A 17,559-nucleotide genomic window follows, 5' to 3' on the forward strand; every position below is an offset into this window, starting at 1 on the left:
ACCTGCCGCCTGCATTTTTTTCGCAGGCGGGCCATGGGTGAGGCCTTCACCCGGCATTCCCTGCGCCCTCTGCATTTGAGGAGGGACGAACTGATCGCAGACCTCGGGCATGATGTGCCGCGGGAATGCGTCGACATGTCCGTCGTCTGCTGTTCGATCCGTTCTGCTGTTTAGGCCTTCTGCTGTTTGAGCCGTGAATCCGCCCACCCACCGCTGTCGTCCCGGCGAACGCCGGGACCCATACTCCGCGGCGGTTGTGTTGGGCAAAATGCCAATGACCAGCCAGCCTCAAACCCCTCCCCTGGGGGTATGGGTCCCGGCGTTCGCCGGGACGACAGCGTATTTGTAGGAGCACCGCGTCTCCCACACGCACCGTCCTAGCGAACGCGGCGACGGAGTCAGCTGCCGTAGGGTGGGCAAAGCGGACGCCCGCAGGGCGGTTGCGTGCCCACCGTCCGTCGGCGCATTCGGAGCGAATGGTGGGCACGGCGCGCGGTGGAGCGCAGCATGCAACACGCACCGGGGCGCGCCTTTGCCCACCCTACACCTAACAACTCACGCCACGCCCTGCACGAACAGCGCGAACGGCTCCTCGACCGTCTTGCGCAGATGCTCGCGGTACACCCCATAGTGTCGATCATCCGTGCCGAGCCGGCCGAAGCTCGGCTCCACCACATTGCGCAGCGGAAGCAGCGCGATCGGCGCGGCAATCGGCGTCAGCAGCGAGCCGCGGCCCGCCAACAGCGTCGTGATGATGCCGTACATCTCGCCGGTGATGGTCGGCCGCGACACGGTGATCAGGCGGTGCTGACCGTGGCGGTTGGTGACGAGGTAGACGAAGCCGGACTGGTTGGGCACGGCGACCTCGCCGAATTGCGTGAACGCCGCATCGAGCCGCGCGCCCTCGCGAAACGCCAGCGACGACGCCGCATCGTCCCAGACGATGTCGGTGCGGTACGCATAGATGGCGTCCTTGTCGCCAAAGGACGGTCGCAGCGTGACGTAGGTGCCCTCGATCCATTCCACCGCCCGCCGCGAATAGGAGCCGAGACTGTCCGGCGCGATGCCGCCGCTCGTGGCTGGCGCGGCGAGAGGCGCGCTCGGCGCCTTGCGCAGGGACATCCCGAGCGCCTGCTCCAGCCGGACGATGGTGGCCAGCGTGAACGGGCGGCGGCCGCCGAGCGCCTTCTCCAGGGTCGACAGGCTCAGCCTGGCCTGCTCCGCCAGCGCCTGCCGCGACATCCGGCGCCGCGCGATCTCCTCGCGGATGGTCTCCGCGACCTGCCGGCTCTGCTCGTCGGAAAGCTCGCTGTTGTCCGGTATCGACATCCTGTCCCCTGCCGCGTGACGCCCACCTCTTCTAGCAGACGGACAAATCAGCACAAACCCGGACAGATCAGCCGCGCTCTCGACCACCACCGGACAGACGCGGGCGGGCCGCGGCCAAACAAGACCGACCATTCCGCTCGCGGCGCCGGCGCGCTGCGCTCAGTGTCGGCATGCCGAAATTGTTCGTTGCGGAGCCAATGATGAGCGAGACGATCGACCACGATATCAGAAGCAGCACCCATCCGGTCCGGTCGTGGATCGTGACCATGCTGCTATTCCTGCTGCTGCAGGCCGCCGCCGTGCTGCTGGTCGGCTTCACGGCGCTGTTTCTCAGCGTCACCCCTGGCTGGTCCGCCGAAGGGCCGCTGGCGCCGCTGACCAGGCCGGGCGATGCCCGCTCCGGCGCGCTGCTGTTCAAATCCGACGGCAGCTATGCCGAGGCGCCGCGGCTCGGCATCGACGTCGACATCGTCGTCTCCGGCCCGACCGCGCGGGCGCGCGTGACGCAGCTGTTCAAGAACACCAGCACGCAATGGATGGAGGCGATCTATGTCTATCCGCTGCCGCCCGACAGCGCGGTGGACACGCTGAAGATGATCGTCGGCGATCGCGTCGTGGTCGGCGATATCAAGCCGCGCCAACAGGCCAAGGTGATCTACGAGCAGGCCAAGCGCGACGGCAAGAGCGCCGCGCTGACCGAGCAGGAGCGGCCGAACATCTTCACCAACTCGCTCGCCAATATCGGCCCCGGCGAGACCGTGCTGGTGCAGATCGAGTATCAGCAGCCGGTGGCGCAGAGTGGCGGCGAATTCTCGCTGCGGGTGCCGCTGGTGGTCGCGCCGCGCTACAATCCGGCGCCGATCGTGCAGAGCGTCGATTTACGCCCTGATAGCAACGGCTGGGGCGCGGCGAGCAGCGATCCCGTGCCTGATCGCGACCGCATCTCGCCGGAGGTGCTCGACCCCGCCAAGAGTGATCCGGTCAACCCGACCAAGATCACGGTGCGGCTGCAGGCCGGCTTCGCACTCGGCGAGGTCAAGAGCCATCATCACCAGGTGACCATCGACAGCCCCGATGCGAACACGCGGGTCGTGACCCTGGCGAAGGGCGTGGTGCCGGCCGATCGCGATTTCGAGCTGACCTGGAAGCCGGCCACGACGGCGATGCCTACGGTCGGACTGTTCCACGAGCAGGTCGGCGATGCCGATTATCTGCTCGCCTTCGTCACGCCGCCTGCCGTGGCAGCGCCGGCGCAGCGGCCGCAGCCGCGCGACGTCATCTTCGTGATCGACAATTCCGGATCGATGGGCGGCACCTCGATCCGCCAGGCCAAGGCCAGCCTGCTCTATGCTCTGGGACGGCTGCAGCCGAACGATCGCTTCAACGTGATCCGCTTCGACGACACCATGACGGTGCTCTTCCCCGCCTCGGTGCCGGCCGATGCCGAGCATGTCGGCAGCGCCACCAGCTACGTGAGTTCGCTGGACGCGCGCGGCGGCACCGAGATGGTGCCGGCGATGCGCGCGGCGCTGACCGATGATGGCAGCGACAGCGACCGCGTGCGGCAGGTGGTATTCCTCACCGACGGCGCCATCGGCAACGAGCAGCAGCTATTCGAGACCATCACCGCAATGCGCGGCCGCTCGCGCATCTTCATGGTCGGCATCGGCTCGGCGCCGAACACCTATTTGATGACGCGCGCCTCAGAGCTTGGCCGCGGCGCCTTCACCCATATCGGCGCGGTCGAGCAGGTCGAGGAGCGCATGCGCGGCCTGTTCGCCAAGCTTGAGAACCCGGCCGTGACCGCTCTGGCCGCGACGTTTTCGGAAGCCTCAGCGGATCTCACGCCCGCGGTCCTGCCGGACGTCTATCGCGACGAGCCGCTGGTGCTCGCCGCGAAGATCGACCGTCTCGCTGGATCGCTGCAGCTCAAGGGCCGCATCGGCGACCAGCCCTGGACCATCACGCTGCCGCTGTCAGGCGCCGCCGAAGGCAAGGGTCTTTCCAAGCTGTGGGCCCGGCGCAAGATCGGCGATGCCGAGGTGGCACAGACGATGCGGCAGATGACATCAGAGGAAGCCGACGGCGCGATTCTGAAGCTCGCGCTGGAGCATCAGCTGGTGACGCGCCTGACCAGCCTCGTCGCCGTCGACAAGACGCCGCGGCGGACCGATGGCGAGCCGCTGAGGCTCGCCGAGCTGCCGATCAACCTGCCGGCGGGCTGGGACTATGAGAAGGTGTTCGGCGAGCGCGGTGGGATGCCGGCGATGCGGAAGGACCACCGCGCCGAAGCCGACGGCGACATCCAGCTCGCCGCGCTGAAGCGGCCGGTGGTGCCGGCGGCGCCCGCCACGATCACGCTGCCGAAGACGGCAACCGATGCCGAGCTCAGCATGCTGCTCGGGCTGGGGATCCTGATGCTCGAACTGATCTGGCTCGCTGCCCTTCGGCGGCGGGCTGCCAACTAACTAACGGCGTCATTGCGAGGAGCCGAAGGTGACGAAGCAATCCAGGGCCGGGTGCGCGACTCTGGATTGCTTCGTCGCTTCGCTCCTCGCAATGACGAAAGGAGAGTTCATGCCTCGTGTCCTCATCCCGCTCGCGATCGCCCTGGTCGGCCTCGCCCTGTTCGGTCACGGCGCTCTCATCCACGCCAAGGCGATCGTCGCACAAGTACTGCTCGACCGCGCCTTCACTAGGACCATCGCGACGGGACATCCGGTCAAGCCGTGGTCCTGGGCCGACACGGTCCCGGTGGCGCGGATCGAGGTGAAGCGCCTCGGCGTCTCCACCATCGCGCTGGCCGGCTCCAGCGGCCAGGCGCTCGCCTTCGGCGCCGGCCATGTCGAAGGCAGCGCCGAGCCGGGCCAGCCGGGCATCGCGGTGTACTCCGCGCACCGCGACACGCATTTCCGCTTCCTGCGCGACATCAGGATCGGCGACGAGATCGACATCGTCAGGCGCGACGGCAACACCTTCCGCTACCGCGCCGACGCCGCCCATGTCGTCCGCTTCGATGCCTCGGGCATCGATCCAGGGACCGACAGAGCCGAACTGGTGCTGTCGACCTGCTGGCCATTCGATGCCCTGACACAGGGGGCGGAGCGCTATGTGCTGCACGCCACGATGATCGCTGCGGGCAAATGAACGGGAGCATGGCCGCTCTTGGGAACCAGGCGACGAATGCCCATTTGTCACCCTGCCGTCCCCGTGGAATGATCCTACGGGGACGGCAAGGCCCACATCTCAAACGCTTTCGACATGCATTCCCAGGTCCAATATCTGCCGATCACGCCGGCCTTCTTCGCCATCCTGGTGCTGGCGTTCGGCGTCCTGATCGTCCTGATCCAGCTCGGCATCCTGCGCTACGCCTACATGAAGCTCGGCGTCAGCTCGGGCACCGCGATGCTGCTGCTGTTCGGATCGCTGATCGGCAGCTATTTCAACATTCCGATCACCATGCTGCCCGGACAGGTCGCGCGCTCCGGCGAGATCATCGACTTCTTCGGCATGCAGTATGTCGTGCCGCTGGTGCATCAATGGCCCGGCACCCTCCTCGCCGTAAATGTCGGCGGCGCCGTGATCCCGACGATCATGTCGACCTATCTCGTGTTGCGCTACCAGCTCTGGCTGCGCGCCGCGATCGCGGTGCTGGTGATCGCGGTGATCATCCACGCGATGGCGACGCCGGTGCAGGGCGTCGGCATCGCCGTGCCGGTGTTCGCGCCGGTCGTCGTGACCGCGATCCTGGCGTTCCTGCTGTCGCGCGAATATGCCGCGCCGCTGGCCTATATCGGCGGCTCGATGGGGACGCTGGTCGGCGCCGACCTGATGAACCTCGACAAGATCGGCAGCCTCGGCGCGCCCGTGGCCTCGATCGGCGGCGCCGGAACCTTCGATGGTATCTTCCTGACCGGGATTCTCGCGGTGCTGCTCGCGGGCCTCGCCGCCCCGTCCCGGCCCGGGCTCGCGCGCTGAGCTTCCAACCGGGAGACTTAACGGCTAAAATCGAGCAGAGGCAGCGACGGACACGGAATGCGCGCGATCAATCTCATCGTCGGAACCCTGACGATCGCGGCCGTTGCGGCCGGGATCAGCGGCGTCCTGATCAAGCAGAAGGCGCGGATCGCCCAACAGCGCAGCGTCATGCGCGTCGTGTTCGACGGCGGCTCGGCGGCGGGCCTGCGCAAGGGCGGCCCGGTGAATTTCGACGGCGTGCAGGCCGGGCAGATCCTCTCGATCAACCTCGAAAGCCCGCGCAAGATCGTTGCCATGATCACGCTCGACAATTCGGCGCCGATCCGCAAGGACACCACGGCCGGCATCGAATTTCAGGGCCTGACCGGCATCGCCGCGATCTCGCTGGTCGGCGGCGCGCCGACGGCGCCGCCGGTGCCGTTCGATCGCGACGGGGTGCCGGTGCTGACGGCCGACCTCAAGGACCAGGAGACGATGGTCGAGACGGTGCACAACGTCGACAAATTCATCGTCAGCAATGCACCGGCCATCAAGGAGGCGCTGCAGACCTTCGAGTCCGAGACGGCGTCGCTGCAGGAGAAGACCGCAGCGATCGACGCCGCGATCGACAAGGCCGAGGACGTGTTCAAGGGCTTCGACACGCTCGTGACCAGGATCGACGGCGCCATTCCCGGCTTCGCGGACGGCAATCCCGGACAGCTGTTCGATCAGATCAAGTCGATGCGCGAGCTCGTCGACAGCTTCAAGCGCAAATCGGCCAAGGTGATCGACGAGAGCCGCAAGACGCTGCTCGACATCAGCGACGGCGCCAATGCGATGACTGTCAAGTTCGGCGGCCAGCCGACGGGTCCGGGTCCGCGCCGCGTGCCGGCGTCACGCTGAGGGACGGCGGATCGCGCCGCCCCTCGCGTTCAGTGGCTGATCATCCACGGCCGCGCCGTCGGAAAGCCCTTGGCGCCGCTCCTGGTCTTGGTCATCAACCGCGGCGACTTCTTCGGCGAGCAGCAGCCGCAGCCCGGCCCGTGCTTCGCCTTGTATTCCGCGACCGTCTGCGGCGCGTGGCGGCTGCGCTCATTGGTGGCATGCGCCGTTCGCCGCTCCGCGGGCATGCAGGCGAAGGCGGGTGCGGTGAGGATCACGCGCGGCGCCATGTCCTGGCATTGCGGACAGACCTGCGGCTCATCACATTCAGCCATCGGGCGCATGTCGGTGAATGGTCCGCATGTATCACAGAGATATTCATAGACCGGCATCGTCTCGTCTCCTGCGCAACAATCATCTCCATCTCACGCGGCGGATGCGGGGCGGCGAAACCACTGCCGTCCCGCACCCATCGCGCAGGGAGACCGCTATTTGTCCGGCGAGATCGGCATCTGGATATCGCCCGTGATGTGCTTGATCGGCCCCGCCGACGACGGCATCACGTCGAAGTCGAAGATCTCGGTCGGCAGCCACAGAGTGGCGCAGGCGTTGGGCACGTCGACCACGCCGGAGATGTGGCCCTGCACCGGCGCGGTGCCGAGGATCGAATAGGCCTGGGCGCCGGAGTAGCCGAACTTCTTCAGATACTCGATGGCGTTGAGGCAGGCCTGGCGATAGGCGATGTGGACGTCGAGATAGTGCTGCTTGCCGGCCTCGTCGACCGAGATGCCCTCGAAGATCAGGTAGTCGCGATAGTTCGGCGTGATCGGCGACGGCTTGAAGATCGGATTCTTGATCCCGTACTTCGCCACGCCGTCCTTGATGATGTCGACCTTGATGTGCAGCCAGCCGGCCATCTCGATGGCGCCGCAGAAGGTGATCTCGCCGTCGCCCTGGCTGAAATGCAGATCGCCCATCGAGAGGCCGCCGCCGGGCACGTAGACCGGGAAGTAGATCTTCGAGCCGCGCGACAGGTCCTTGATGTCGCAATTGCCGCCATGCTCGCGCGGCGGCACGGTGCGGGCGCCCTCGGCACCGATCTTGGCCTTGGCGTCGCCCTTGGCCTGTCCGGCATGCGCGGTCGGCGCGAACGGCGGGTTGGCGAGACCGGGCACGCGGGTCGGGTTGGTGGCGATCAGCGCGGTCTCGCGCTCGTTCCAGGTCGCGAGCAGCTTCGGATCGGGCAGACAGCCGATCAGGCCGGGATGGATCAGGCCGGCGAAGTTCACGCCCGGCACGTGACGCGACGAGGTGTAGAGGCCCTTGATGTCCCAGATCGACTTCTGCGCCAGCGGGAAGTGATCGGTCAGGAAGCCGCCGCCGTTCTGCTTGGAGAAGAAGCCGTTGAAGCCCCACAGGCTCTCCTTCAACGGACCGACGTCGAGCAGGTCGACGACCAGGAGGTCGCCCGGCTCGGCGCCCTTGACGCCGATCGGGCCGGACAGGAAATGCACGATCGACAGGTCGATGTCGCGCACGTCATCGGCGGAGTCGTTGTTCTTGATGAAGCCGCCGGTCCAGTCATAGGTCTCGATGATGAAGTCGTCACCCGGGTTGACCCACTCCACCATCGGAATGTCCGGGTGCCAGCGGTTATGGACCTTGTCGTTCTCGTAGGCCGACTTGGTCAGATCGACCTTGATCAATGTGTCTGGCATCAGAAGCTCCCCATTTTCCTTGCTTGGACGGAGTGGTTAGACGGACAGATATTTCGAGACCTGTGCGGCATCGACCTGATCGCGCGGATCGTCGCGGACGATTTCGCCGTTCTCGATCACCAGCACGCGGTCGGCGATATCGAGCGCGAAGCTCAGCACCTGCTCGGAGACGACGATCGACAGCCCCTTCTCGTCGCGGATGCGCTTCAGGGTGCGCGCCATGTCCTTGATGATCGACGGCTGGATGCCCTCGGTCGGCTCGTCGAGCAGCAGCACCTTCGGCTTGGTCGCGAGCGCACGGGCAATCGCGAGCTGCTGCTGCTGGCCGCCGGAGAGATTGCCGCCGCGGCGGCCCTTCATCTCCAGCAGCACCGGAAACAGCTCGTAGATGTCGGCGGGCACCTCGGATTCACCCGAGACCACGAGGCCGGTCTCGATGTTCTCCTTCACCGTCATGGTGGAGAAGATCATGCGGCCCTGCGGCACGTAAGCGAGACCCTTGGCGACGCGCTCATAGCTCTTGAGGCCGGACAGCTCGGTGCCGTTCATATCGATGGAGCCGCTCTTGGACGGCAGGATGCCCATCAGCGACTTCATCAGCGTGGTCTTGCCCATGCCGTTGCGGCCCATGATCGCAACGATCTCGTTGGGCGCGACCTTGACGTTCAGGCCATGCAGCACCTCGCTCTGGCCGTAGGCGACATGGAGATCGGAGATTGCGAGCATCAATGGCTCCTGCAAAGTGATGAACTTGGATGAGGCTGCAGCAACATCGGCAGAGCGCTCCCTCCCCCCTTGTGGGGGAGGGTTGGGGAGGGGGGTGGCCCCAAGCGAGACTGCCGCCGTGGGCCCCCTCCCCTAACCCCTCCCCACAAGGGGGAGGGGAACGCGACGTCATTCGGAGCGAACAGGATCGCGATCATCGCTCAATGCCCGAGATAGACTTCGACAACCTTGGGATCGTTCTTGACCCGCTCCATCGTGCCTTCGGAGAGGATCTGCCCCTGGTGCAGCACGGTGACCTTGTGAGCGATGTCCTCGACGAACTTCATGTCGTGCTCGATGACGAGCACCGACCGATCCTTGATGATGCGGTTGAGCAGCTCGGCGGTCTTGGCGCGCTCGCTGACGCTCATGCCGGCCACGGGCTCGTCGAGCATCAAGAGGTCCGGGTTCTGGATCAGCAGCATGCCGATCTCGAGCCACTGCTTCTGGCCATGGCTGAGCTCGGCCGCCGAGGTCTTGAGACGATCCTTCAGGAAGATCATCTCAGCGACCTCCTCGACGCGGTCCTTGACGACCGCGTCGCGCTGGAAGGTCAGCGAGCCGAACACGGTGCGGCCGCGCGGAAACGATATCTCGAGATTCTCGAACACGCTGAGATCCTCGAACACCGACGGCGTCTGGAACTTGCGACCGACACCCGCCTTGACGATCTCGTTCTCGCGCAGCTTCGTCAGCTCCTTGCCGCGGAACTGGATCGAGCCCGAGGTCGCCTTGGTCTTTCCGCAGATCAGGTCGAGCACCGTGGTCTTGCCTGCGCCGTTCGGGCCGATGATGACGCGGATCTCGTTCTCCTCGACATAGAAAGAGAGATCGTTGACCGCCTTGAAGCCGTCGAAGGAGACCGTGAGCGCTTCGACCGCGAGCAGGAAGTCCTTGGGCTGGTGACCGATGAGCATCGCTGTCTCCTCACTCTGCGGGGGCGCCGTTGGCGACGAGCCCGCCATTGCCGGATTTCTTGGTGCGGGAGGCCAGCAAGCGGTCGATGCGCGACTGCACATGGTCGCCCCAGATGCCGGCGAGGCCGTTCGGGAAGGCGAGAACCACCGCAATGAAGAGCGCGCCGAGACCGAACAGCCAGAGCTGCGGGAAGGTTTCCGACAGACTGGTCTTGGCAAAGTTGACCAGGATCGTGCCGTAGACCGCGCCGAAGATCGACAGCCGGCCGCCGACCGCGGTGTAGATCACCATTTCGATCGACGGCACGATGCCGACGAAGGACGGCGACATGAATCCGACTTCCAAGGTGAACAGGGCACCGCCGACCGCGGCGAACACCGCGGCAGCGCAGAAGGCAAAGATCTTGAAGTTGGCGACGCTGTAGCCGGAGAAGCGGACCCTGTCCTCCTGCTCACGCATCGCCACCAGAATGCGGCCGAGCTTGGTCAGGCGGATGAACTGCGCCACCATGATGGCCACGAACAGCAGGAACACTTCGACGAAGTAGAGGATGAGTTTGGCGTGATCGGTGCGGATGTCCCAGCCGTGCAGGGTGCGCAGGTCGGTGATGCCGTTGATGCCGCCGGTATAACCCTGCTGTCCCACGATCAGGATGGTCAGGATGGCCGCGATCGCCTGGGTGATGATCGCGAAGTAGACACCGCCGACGCGCCGCTTGAACATCGCGGCGCCGATGATGAAGGCGAAGATCGCCGGCACCAGGATGATCGCCGCCAGCGCGAACGGGAAGCTCTGGAATGGCTTCCAGAAGAACGGCAGCTGCGTCAGCTGATTCCAGTCCATGAAGTCGGGGATGCCCGGCGTCGACTGGATCTTGGTGTTGGCGACGCTGGAGGCCTCCAGCTTCAGGAACATCGCCATGCAGTAGCCGCCGAGGCCGAAGAACACGCCCTGGCCGAGGCTCAGGATGCCGCCATAGCCCCAGCACAGCACCAGGCCGATCGCAACGAAGGCGTAGGTCAGATATTTCGCGACCAGGTTGAGGCGGAACACATCGAGCGCCAAGGGCAGGATGACGACGAGCAGGAGCAGCAGCGAGACGAAGCCGATGAGTTCTGATCGGTTGAAAAAGCGCGAGTTGATGATCATGACCGTGCTTTCTTGTTGGGCTGTCGGAGCTGGCTCACTTGCGGACCTTGAGGGCGAACAGGCCCTGCGGCCGCATCATCAGGATGGCGACGATCGCAAGCAGCGTGAGCACCTTGGCCATCGAGCCGGACATGAAGAACTCCATGGTCGACTGCGCCTGGGAGATGGTGAAGGCGGAGGCGATGGTGCCGATCAGGCTGGCGGCGCCGCCGAACACGACGACCAGGAAGGTGTCGACGATGTAGAGCTGTCCGGCCGTCGGACCCGTCGAGCCGATCATGGTGAAGGCCGAGCCCGCGACGCCGGCAATGCCGCAGCCGAGGCCGAAGGTGTAGCGGTCGACCTTCTCGGTGTTGATGCCGACGGCGCCGGCCATCACGCGGTTCTGCACCACGGCGCGAACCTGCTTGCCCCAGCGCGACAGGAACAGGACGTAGGCCACCACGAGCGTGATCAGGATGGTCAGGCACATCACGAACATGCCGTTGATCGGGATCTGGATGGCGTCGGTCGCCTGCCAGGAGCCCATCATCCACTCGGGGAGCTCGACGCCGACCTCGCGGGCGCCGAACACCGAGCGGTAGGCCTGCTGCAGGATGAGGCTGAGGCCCCAGGTCGCGAGCAGCGTATCGAGCGGCCGCTTGTAGAGGCGGCGTATCATCGCCCATTCGACCAGCATGCCGAGCGATCCGGAGGCGATGAAGGCGAATATCATCGCGACGAAGAAGTAGCCGGGAAACAGCGAGGGGAGGAAATGCTGGAAGGCGTTCGACGTCATCCAGGTGACGTAAGCGCCGAGGATCATGAACTCACCATGCGCCATGTTGATGACGCCCATCTGGCCGAAGATGATGGCGAGCCCCAGCGCCATCAGCACGTAGACCGAAAACAGGATGAGGCCCGCGAAGCCCTGCATCGCGAAGATGGCCCCGAGGTCGCCGATGGAATAGTTACCGAACATGATCCGTCCTCTCGTGATGCCCCTGCAGGAAATGGATCGGCGCGCGGCACAGCGTGTCCGCGGCCAAGATCGTTCCCTCCCCCCTTGTGGGGGAGGGAGCGCACCGTCAACGGCGCGCCAGAGACGCAGGCTTACTGATAGCCCTTCGGGAACGGATCTGGCTCGACCAGGTCGGCAGTCTCGTAGATCAGCTCGTACTGACCGTCCGCCTTGGCGCGGCCAACGCGGGTCTTGGACCAGAGATGGTGGTTCTCGTGGATCCGCACGTAGCCTTCCGGCGCGCCCTTGAACTCGATGCCGGGCGAGGCCGCCGCGACCTTATCGATGTCGAAGCTGCCGGCCTTCTCGACCGTCAGCTTCCACAGCCACGGGCCGAGATACGCCGCCTGCGTCACGTCGCCGATCACGGTCTTCTCGCCCCACATCTTCTTGAAGTCGGCGACGAAAGCCTTGTTGTTCGGATTGTCGAGCGACTGGAAATATTTCATGCAGGCATACGCGCCCGCGATGTTCTCACCGCCGATGCCGTCGATCTCGTCCTCGGTCACGGAGATGGTGAGCAGCGTCTGCTTCGACATGTCGATGCCGGCCGCCTTCAGCTGCTTGTAGAACGCGACGTTGGAACCGCCGACGATGATCGCGTAGATCACGTCCGGCTTGGTCAGCTTGATCTTGTTGATGACCGAGTTGAACTGGGTGTGGCCGAGCGGGAAATATTCCTCGCCGACGACCTTGGCGCCCTGCAGATGGCCCTCGATGTGCTTGCGCGCGATCTTGTTCGAGGTGCGCGGCCAGATGTAGTCGGAGCCGAGCAGGTAGAAGGTCTTCGCGCCCTTGGTCTTGTTGACCCAGTCGAGGCCGGCGATGATCTGCTGGGTCGCCTCCTGGCCGGTATAGATGACGTTCTTCGACTGTTCGAGGCCTTCGTAGAAGGTCGGGTAATACAGCATGCCGTTGTACTGCTCGAACACCGGCAGCACCGCTTTGCGCGAGGCCGAGGTCCAGCAGCCCATGACGGCGGCGCATTTGTCGTTGACCAGCAGCTTCTTGGCCTTCTCGGCGAAGGTCGGCCAGTCGGAAGCGCCGTCCTCCTGGATATACTTGATTTTGCGGCCGAGCACGCCGCCGGCGGCATTGATCTGCTCGATGGCGAGCTTCTCGGCCTGCACCGAGCCGGTCTCCGAGATCGCCATCGTGCCGGTGACCGAATGCAGAATACCGACGGTGACTTCGCTATCCGTGACTGCAAGGCCGGTGGTGTTGACTGCAGAGGTTGCAGGGCCGGCGCCGAAGGACGGCCGCGGCATCATGGCGAGCGCCGGGATTGCGGCCATTCCCATCAGCAATTGGCGCCGAAGTGGCGACTTCAGGCCCTTTTTGGTTTCGTCTGACATGAGCACCCCATTCATTGGTTCGAGGACACGCGTTGGGTCGGACGAAGGATGGCGCGCTTTGTGCAACGCACGGATACGCAAGATTGCGTATACTGCACCGCAAAAGCGCGACGTAGGCTCTGCGTAGGCTCTGCGTAGGTCTTGCGAGCGGCAGGACAAGGCGTGCGGGCGAACCGCTTCGCGTGAGGAGTTCGAGAGTGGCAGGGCGGCAGCGGATCGACCGCGTCAGGCGCCAATACAACCAGTGGGTCGCCAACCAGACGTTGGAGGACTATGCACTCCGCTTTACGGCCAAGAGCGCGCGGCGCTGGTCCGCCGCCCGCGTCGCCAACACGGCGCTGGGCGCGATCTCGTTCCTCGCACTTGAGGCGATCGGCGGCACCATCACCTTGAACTATGGCGTCACCAACGCGACCGCCGCGATCCTGGTCGCCAGCGTGATCATCTTCTGCTGCGGCCTGCCTATTGCCTATCATGCGGCCAAATGCGGCATCGACATCGACCTGCTGACCCGCGGCGCCGGCTTCGGTTATATCGGCTCGACCATCACCTCGCTGATCTACGCGTCGTTCACCTTCATCTTCTTCGCCATCGAGGCGGTCATCCTGGCTTCGGCGCTGGAGATGTGCTTCGGCATTCCCCGGCCGATCGGCTATCTCATCAGCGCCGTCGTCATCATCCCGCTCGTCACCTATGGCATCACCCTGATCAGTCGCTTCCAGCTATGGACGCAACCGCTATGGGTCGTGCTGCACATCCTCCCCTTTGCCGCGATCGCCTATGCCAGCCCGCACTCCTTCGTCGAATGGCAGCAGTTTCCCGGCGAGCACGGCGATCCCATGGGCCATCTCGATCTGGCGCTGTTCGGGACCGCCGCGGCGGTCGTGTTCTCGCTGGTCGCCCAAATCGGCGAGCAGGTCGACTTCCTGCGCTTCCTGCCGCGTGACCGCCGCACGTCCAAACGGTCGTGGTGGATCGCGTTGTTGTCGGCTGGCCCCGGCTGGATCGTGCTCGGGGCACTGAAGCTGCTGGCAGGCTCGTTCCTCGCCTTCTTCGCGCTGAGCCACGGCGTCTCCGCCGACCACGCCGCCGAACCGGCGCACATGTATCTGGAGGCGTTCCGCTACGTGTTGGCCCGGCCGGATTTGGCGCTTGCGTTGACCGGCACCTTCGTGATCGTCTCCCAGATCAAGATCAACGTCACCAACGCCTATGCCGGCTCGATCGCCTGGTCGAACTTCTTCTCGCGCCTGACGCACAGCCACCCCGGCCGCGTGGTTTGGCTCGTGTTCAACGTCGTCGTCGCGCTGCTGCTGATGGAGATCGGCGTCTACAAGGCGCTGGAGCAGACGCTGGCGCTGTACTCCAACATCGCGATCTCCTGGGTGGGCGCGCTGGTGGCCGACCTCGTGATCAACAAGCCGCTGGGCCTGCGCCCGCCGCAGATGGAGTTCAAGCGCGCCCATCTCTACGACATCAACCCGGTCGGGGTCGGCGCGATGACGATCGCGACGATCGTCTCGATCAGCGCCTTCTATGGCCTGTTCGGGCCGACCGGAAAGGCGCTGTCGACCTTCGTCGCGCTCGGCGTCGCGCTCGTCACCGCGCCTGCGATCGCCTATCTGACCGACGGCAAATACTATCTGGCGCGCAAGCCAAAGCGGAGCTGGCAGAACATCGAGCAGATCCAATGCTGCATCTGTGAGCATCACTTCGAACCGGAGGATACCGCCTCCTGCCCGGCCTATGCCGGTCCGATCTGCTCGCTGTGCTGCTCGCTCGATGCGCGCTGCCACGATCTGTGCAAGCCGCACGCGCGGGCCCATGCTCAGGTCGCAGCGGCGCTCAGCGGCATGCTGCCAGAGTCGTTGCTGGCCAAGTTCAACTCGCAGCTCGGTCATTATGTCGGTGTATTTCTGACATCGGCCGGGCTCGTCGCGCTGACGCTCGGCATGATCTATCTGGAGACGTCGGCGGCGCTGCCGGGCTTCAAGGGCATCATCTCCGATGTGCTGTGGAAGGTGTTCTTCGCCCTCTCCATCATCATCGGTGTCGTGACGTGGCTGTTCGTGCTGGCCCAGCAGAGCCGCCGTGCGGCCGAAGACGAGACGCGGCGGCAGACCCAGCTGTTGATTCAGGAGATCGAGGCGCACAAGCGCACCGATGCAGAGTTGCAGCGCGCCAAGGAAGTTGCGGAATCAGCCAATCTCGCCAAGAGCCGCTATGTGGTCGGCCTCAGCCATGAGCTGCGCTCGCCGCTGAACGCGATCTCCGGCTATGCGCAACTGCTCGAGCAGGACACGAGCCTCGCACCGAAGCCGCGGGACCAGGTTCGCGTCGTCCGCCGCAGCGCCGATCATCTGTCCGGCCTGATCGACGGAATTCTCGATATCTCCAAGATCGAAGCCGGGCGGCTGTATCTGTCGCGCGACGAGGTCCGTCTCAGCGAATTCCTGGATCAGCTCGTGGGCATGTTCCGATTGCAGGCCGCGGCGAAGGGCGTCGACTTCGTATTCAAGCGGCCGGCGGTCCTGCCGCTGGTCGTCTATGCCGACGAGAAGCGGCTGCGCCAGATCCTGATCAACCTGCTGTCGAATGCCATCAAATTCACCGGGGAAGGCAGCGTCCAGTTCGCCGTGCACTATCGGAGCCCGGTGGCCGAGTTCGAGGTGGTCGACACGGGTCCCGGCATCCAGCCTGACGATCTGGAGCGAATCTTCGCGCCGTTCGAGCGTGGCGCGCTCGGGGCCGCGCAGCCGCAGACCGGCACGGGACTGGGCCTGACGATCAGCCGTCTGCTCGCCGGTGTCATGGGCGGCGACATCAAGGTCGAGAGCAGCGTCGGCGCCGGCAGCACCTTCAAGGTCAAGATCCTGCTGTCCGAGGTGACAAACCCGACGCGGCATGCGCCGGTGAAGGCACCGGTGGCCGGCTATCTCGGGCCGCGCAGGACGATCCTCATCACTGACGATGATCCTGTGCATCGCGACCTCCTGCGCGAAGTACTGACGCCGCTCGGCTTCATCCTGCTGAGCGCGCCCGACGGTCCCGCCTGCCTCGCGCTCGCACAACACTGCCAGCCGGATCTGTTCATTCTGGACATCTCGATGCCCGGCATGGACGGCTGGACAGTGGCCGAGACCTTGCGCAACAGCGGTCATCACCAGGCCCGGATCCTGATGACATCTGCGAGCGCGCTCGAAGCTCATGGGCGGCCGTTGGCGCAACCCTTTCACGACAGCTACCTGATGAAGCCGATCGACATCCCAAGGCTGCTGGAGGCAATACGTCAGTTGCTGAAGCTCGAATGGAGCTACCAGACCGACACGCCCGTGGCCCCGCCACGCTGGCGGCCGGACACAGGATCCCGGCCGCCGCTCAAATATGTCGAAGAGCTGATGAGCCTCGGCCAGATCGGTTACATCAGGGCCATTCAGCTCAAGCTCGACGAGATCCGCAACGCGCATCCCGAGCATGCCGACTTCGTCGCCCAGATGCGCACGCTCATCGACCGCTTCGATCTCGATCAGTACATGGCAACTCTGAAGACCTTGCACGCCTATGAGCATTGACAGCAAGAAGCGCGACGTCGCGCTTGTCGTCGACGACTCGCCGGAGACGCTTCGGCTGCTCACTGACGCGCTGGATGGGGCCGGCATGACCGTCATGGTTGCGCTCGATGGCGCCGCGGCCATGCGCATTATCGACCAGATCACGCCGGACATCATCCTGCTCGATGCGGTCATGCCCGGCATGGACGGCTTCGAGACCTGCCGCAAGCTCAAGCGCGAGACAGGCCTCTCCAACGTCCCCGTGATCTTCATGACCGGGCTCGCCGACACCGAGCACATCGTGCAGGGACTGGAGGCCGGCGGAGTCGACTACGTCACCAAGCCGATCGCCGTCTCGGAGATGCTGGCGCGCATCCGCGTGCATCTCGCCAACGCCCGGATGACGCAGAGCGCGCGCGCCGCGCTCGACGTCTCCGGTCGCTTCCTGCTTGCCGTCAACCGTGAGGGACGGCTGATGTGGGCAACGCCGCAGGCGCAGAAGCTGCTGTCGGACAGTCTTGGCACCGCCGACGACCTCGTGCTGCCGGAGGCGCTGCGGCTGTGGCTGGATCAGGCGCAGAACGGCAAGGGCGGTGCGAAGGCCGCCGCTTCGATCCCGGATCATCCCGAACTGCGCCTCTACTACATGGGCGGAGCCGGATCCAACGAGTTCCTGCTGCGGCTCGCCAAGGAGTCCTCCGGTGAGCTGCCCAAGCAGTTCTCCAGCGCGTTTGGTCTCACCACGCGCGAGGGCGAGGTGCTGTCCTGGCTCTCCAAGGGCAAGACCAACCGCGACATCGCGCAGATCCTGGGACTGAGTCCGCGCACGGTCGACAAGCACCTCGAGCAGATCTACGCCAAGCTCGGCGTCGAGAACCGCACCGCCGCCGCGGCTGTCGCGACCGGTGTGGCGCGGCGGGAGGGTTGAGGCGAGC

14 protein-coding genes are annotated in these 17,559 nt (G+C 65.0%); 6 read left to right on the top strand and 8 right to left on the bottom strand.

Features of this window, described 5'->3' with window-relative positions:
• Positions 1-555: 555 nt before the first annotated feature.
• Positions 556-1,329 (bottom strand): helix-turn-helix transcriptional regulator, encoded by a 774-nt coding sequence (locus QX051_RS29240; RefSeq protein WP_315778489.1) that lies wholly within the window; start codon positions 1,327-1,329, stop codon positions 556-558.
• A gap of 200 nt (positions 1,330-1,529) precedes the next feature.
• On the opposite strand from QX051_RS29240, the gene QX051_RS29245 reads away from it, so the two are divergent.
• From QX051_RS29245 to QX051_RS29260, 4 genes are all read left to right on the top strand, one after another.
• Complete coding sequence (locus QX051_RS29245; RefSeq protein WP_315778490.1) at positions 1,530-3,797, top strand: marine proteobacterial sortase target protein; 2,268 nt, start codon at positions 1,530-1,532, stop codon at positions 3,795-3,797.
• A 109-nt stretch (positions 3,798-3,906) separates the two neighbouring features.
• Complete coding sequence (locus QX051_RS29250; protein WP_315778491.1) at positions 3,907-4,476, top strand: class GN sortase; 570 nt, start codon at positions 3,907-3,909, stop codon at positions 4,474-4,476.
• Between the two features lie 114 nt (positions 4,477-4,590).
• Positions 4,591-5,307, top strand: coding sequence for a DUF1614 domain-containing protein (locus QX051_RS29255; protein ID WP_315774210.1), 717 nt, complete (start codon positions 4,591-4,593; stop codon positions 5,305-5,307).
• Positions 5,308-5,364: 57 nt separating this feature from the next.
• A complete protein-coding gene (locus tag QX051_RS29260) occupies positions 5,365-6,189 on the top strand; it encodes an MlaD family protein (protein ID WP_315774212.1) in 825 nt (274 codons plus the stop codon).
• Positions 6,190-6,218: 29 nt separating this feature from the next.
• Here QX051_RS29260 and QX051_RS29265 read toward each other — a convergent pair whose 3' ends face one another.
• From QX051_RS29265 to urtA, 7 genes are all read right to left on the bottom strand, one after another.
• Entirely contained in the window at positions 6,219-6,560 is a 342-nt protein-coding gene (locus QX051_RS29265; protein ID WP_315778492.1) for a zinc ribbon domain-containing protein, read from the bottom strand.
• Positions 6,561-6,656: 96 nt separating this feature from the next.
• Complete coding sequence (fmdA, locus tag QX051_RS29270; protein WP_315778493.1) at positions 6,657-7,886, bottom strand: formamidase; 1,230 nt, start codon at positions 7,884-7,886, stop codon at positions 6,657-6,659.
• A 36-nt stretch (positions 7,887-7,922) separates the two neighbouring features.
• Positions 7,923-8,612 carry an urea ABC transporter ATP-binding subunit UrtE gene (gene urtE, locus QX051_RS29275; protein WP_315778494.1) on the bottom strand — a complete coding sequence of 230 codons (690 nt, stop codon included), beginning with the start codon at positions 8,610-8,612 and terminating at the stop codon, positions 7,923-7,925.
• A gap of 200 nt (positions 8,613-8,812) precedes the next feature.
• The gene (urtD, locus tag QX051_RS29280; RefSeq protein ID WP_315759547.1) at positions 8,813-9,568 is read right to left on the bottom strand and encodes an urea ABC transporter ATP-binding protein UrtD; all 756 of its coding nucleotides are present in this window, start codon (positions 9,566-9,568) and stop codon (positions 8,813-8,815) included.
• A gap of 10 nt (positions 9,569-9,578) precedes the next feature.
• Positions 9,579-10,718, bottom strand: coding sequence for an urea ABC transporter permease subunit UrtC (gene urtC, locus QX051_RS29285; RefSeq protein ID WP_315778495.1), 1,140 nt, complete (start codon positions 10,716-10,718; stop codon positions 9,579-9,581).
• A gap of 34 nt (positions 10,719-10,752) precedes the next feature.
• The gene (urtB, locus tag QX051_RS29290) at positions 10,753-11,679 is read right to left on the bottom strand and encodes an urea ABC transporter permease subunit UrtB (protein ID WP_315778496.1); all 927 of its coding nucleotides are present in this window, start codon (positions 11,677-11,679) and stop codon (positions 10,753-10,755) included.
• A 131-nt stretch (positions 11,680-11,810) separates the two neighbouring features.
• Positions 11,811-13,073 (bottom strand): urea ABC transporter substrate-binding protein, encoded by a 1,263-nt coding sequence (urtA, locus tag QX051_RS29295; protein ID WP_315740604.1) that lies wholly within the window; start codon positions 13,071-13,073, stop codon positions 11,811-11,813.
• Positions 13,074-13,270: 197 nt separating this feature from the next.
• On the opposite strand from urtA, the gene QX051_RS29300 reads away from it, so the two are divergent.
• The gene (locus QX051_RS29300) at positions 13,271-16,645 is read left to right on the top strand and encodes an ATP-binding protein (protein ID WP_315778497.1); all 3,375 of its coding nucleotides are present in this window, start codon (positions 13,271-13,273) and stop codon (positions 16,643-16,645) included.
• Entirely contained in the window at positions 16,635-17,552 is a 918-nt protein-coding gene (locus tag QX051_RS29305) for a response regulator transcription factor (RefSeq protein ID WP_315778498.1), read from the top strand. The genes QX051_RS29300 and QX051_RS29305 overlap by 11 nt, the downstream gene beginning before the upstream one ends.
• Positions 17,553-17,559 lie beyond the last annotated feature (7 nt).

Origin of the sequence: Bradyrhizobium sp. SZCCHNR1053 (assembly GCF_032381235.1) — a bacterium.
Lineage (GTDB): Bacteria > Pseudomonadota > Alphaproteobacteria > Rhizobiales > Xanthobacteraceae > Bradyrhizobium.

Coding starts and splice junctions, on each gene's coding strand:
- urtB (WP_315778496.1), bottom strand. CDS start 11,679: ATGTTCGGTAACTATTCCATCGGCGACCTCGGGGCCATCTTCGCGATG.
- urtA (WP_315740604.1), bottom strand. CDS start 13,073: ATGTCAGACGAAACCAAAAAGGGCCTGAAGTCGCCACTTCGGCGCCAA.
- urtD (WP_315759547.1), bottom strand. CDS start 9,568: ATGCTCATCGGTCACCAGCCCAAGGACTTCCTGCTCGCGGTCGAAGCG.
- QX051_RS29255 (WP_315774210.1), top strand. CDS start 4,591: ATGCATTCCCAGGTCCAATATCTGCCGATCACGCCGGCCTTCTTCGCC.
- QX051_RS29260 (WP_315774212.1), top strand. CDS start 5,365: ATGCGCGCGATCAATCTCATCGTCGGAACCCTGACGATCGCGGCCGTT.
- QX051_RS29245 (WP_315778490.1), top strand. CDS start 1,530: ATGAGCGAGACGATCGACCACGATATCAGAAGCAGCACCCATCCGGTC.
- urtC (WP_315778495.1), bottom strand. CDS start 10,718: ATGATCATCAACTCGCGCTTTTTCAACCGATCAGAACTCATCGGCTTC.
- urtE (WP_315778494.1), bottom strand. CDS start 8,612: ATGCTCGCAATCTCCGATCTCCATGTCGCCTACGGCCAGAGCGAGGTG.
- QX051_RS29250 (WP_315778491.1), top strand. CDS start 3,907: ATGCCTCGTGTCCTCATCCCGCTCGCGATCGCCCTGGTCGGCCTCGCC.
- fmdA (WP_315778493.1), bottom strand. CDS start 7,886: ATGCCAGACACATTGATCAAGGTCGATCTGACCAAGTCGGCCTACGAG.
- QX051_RS29305 (WP_315778498.1), top strand. CDS start 16,635: ATGAGCATTGACAGCAAGAAGCGCGACGTCGCGCTTGTCGTCGACGAC.
- QX051_RS29265 (WP_315778492.1), bottom strand. CDS start 6,560: ATGCCGGTCTATGAATATCTCTGTGATACATGCGGACCATTCACCGAC.
- QX051_RS29240 (WP_315778489.1), bottom strand. CDS start 1,329: ATGTCGATACCGGACAACAGCGAGCTTTCCGACGAGCAGAGCCGGCAG.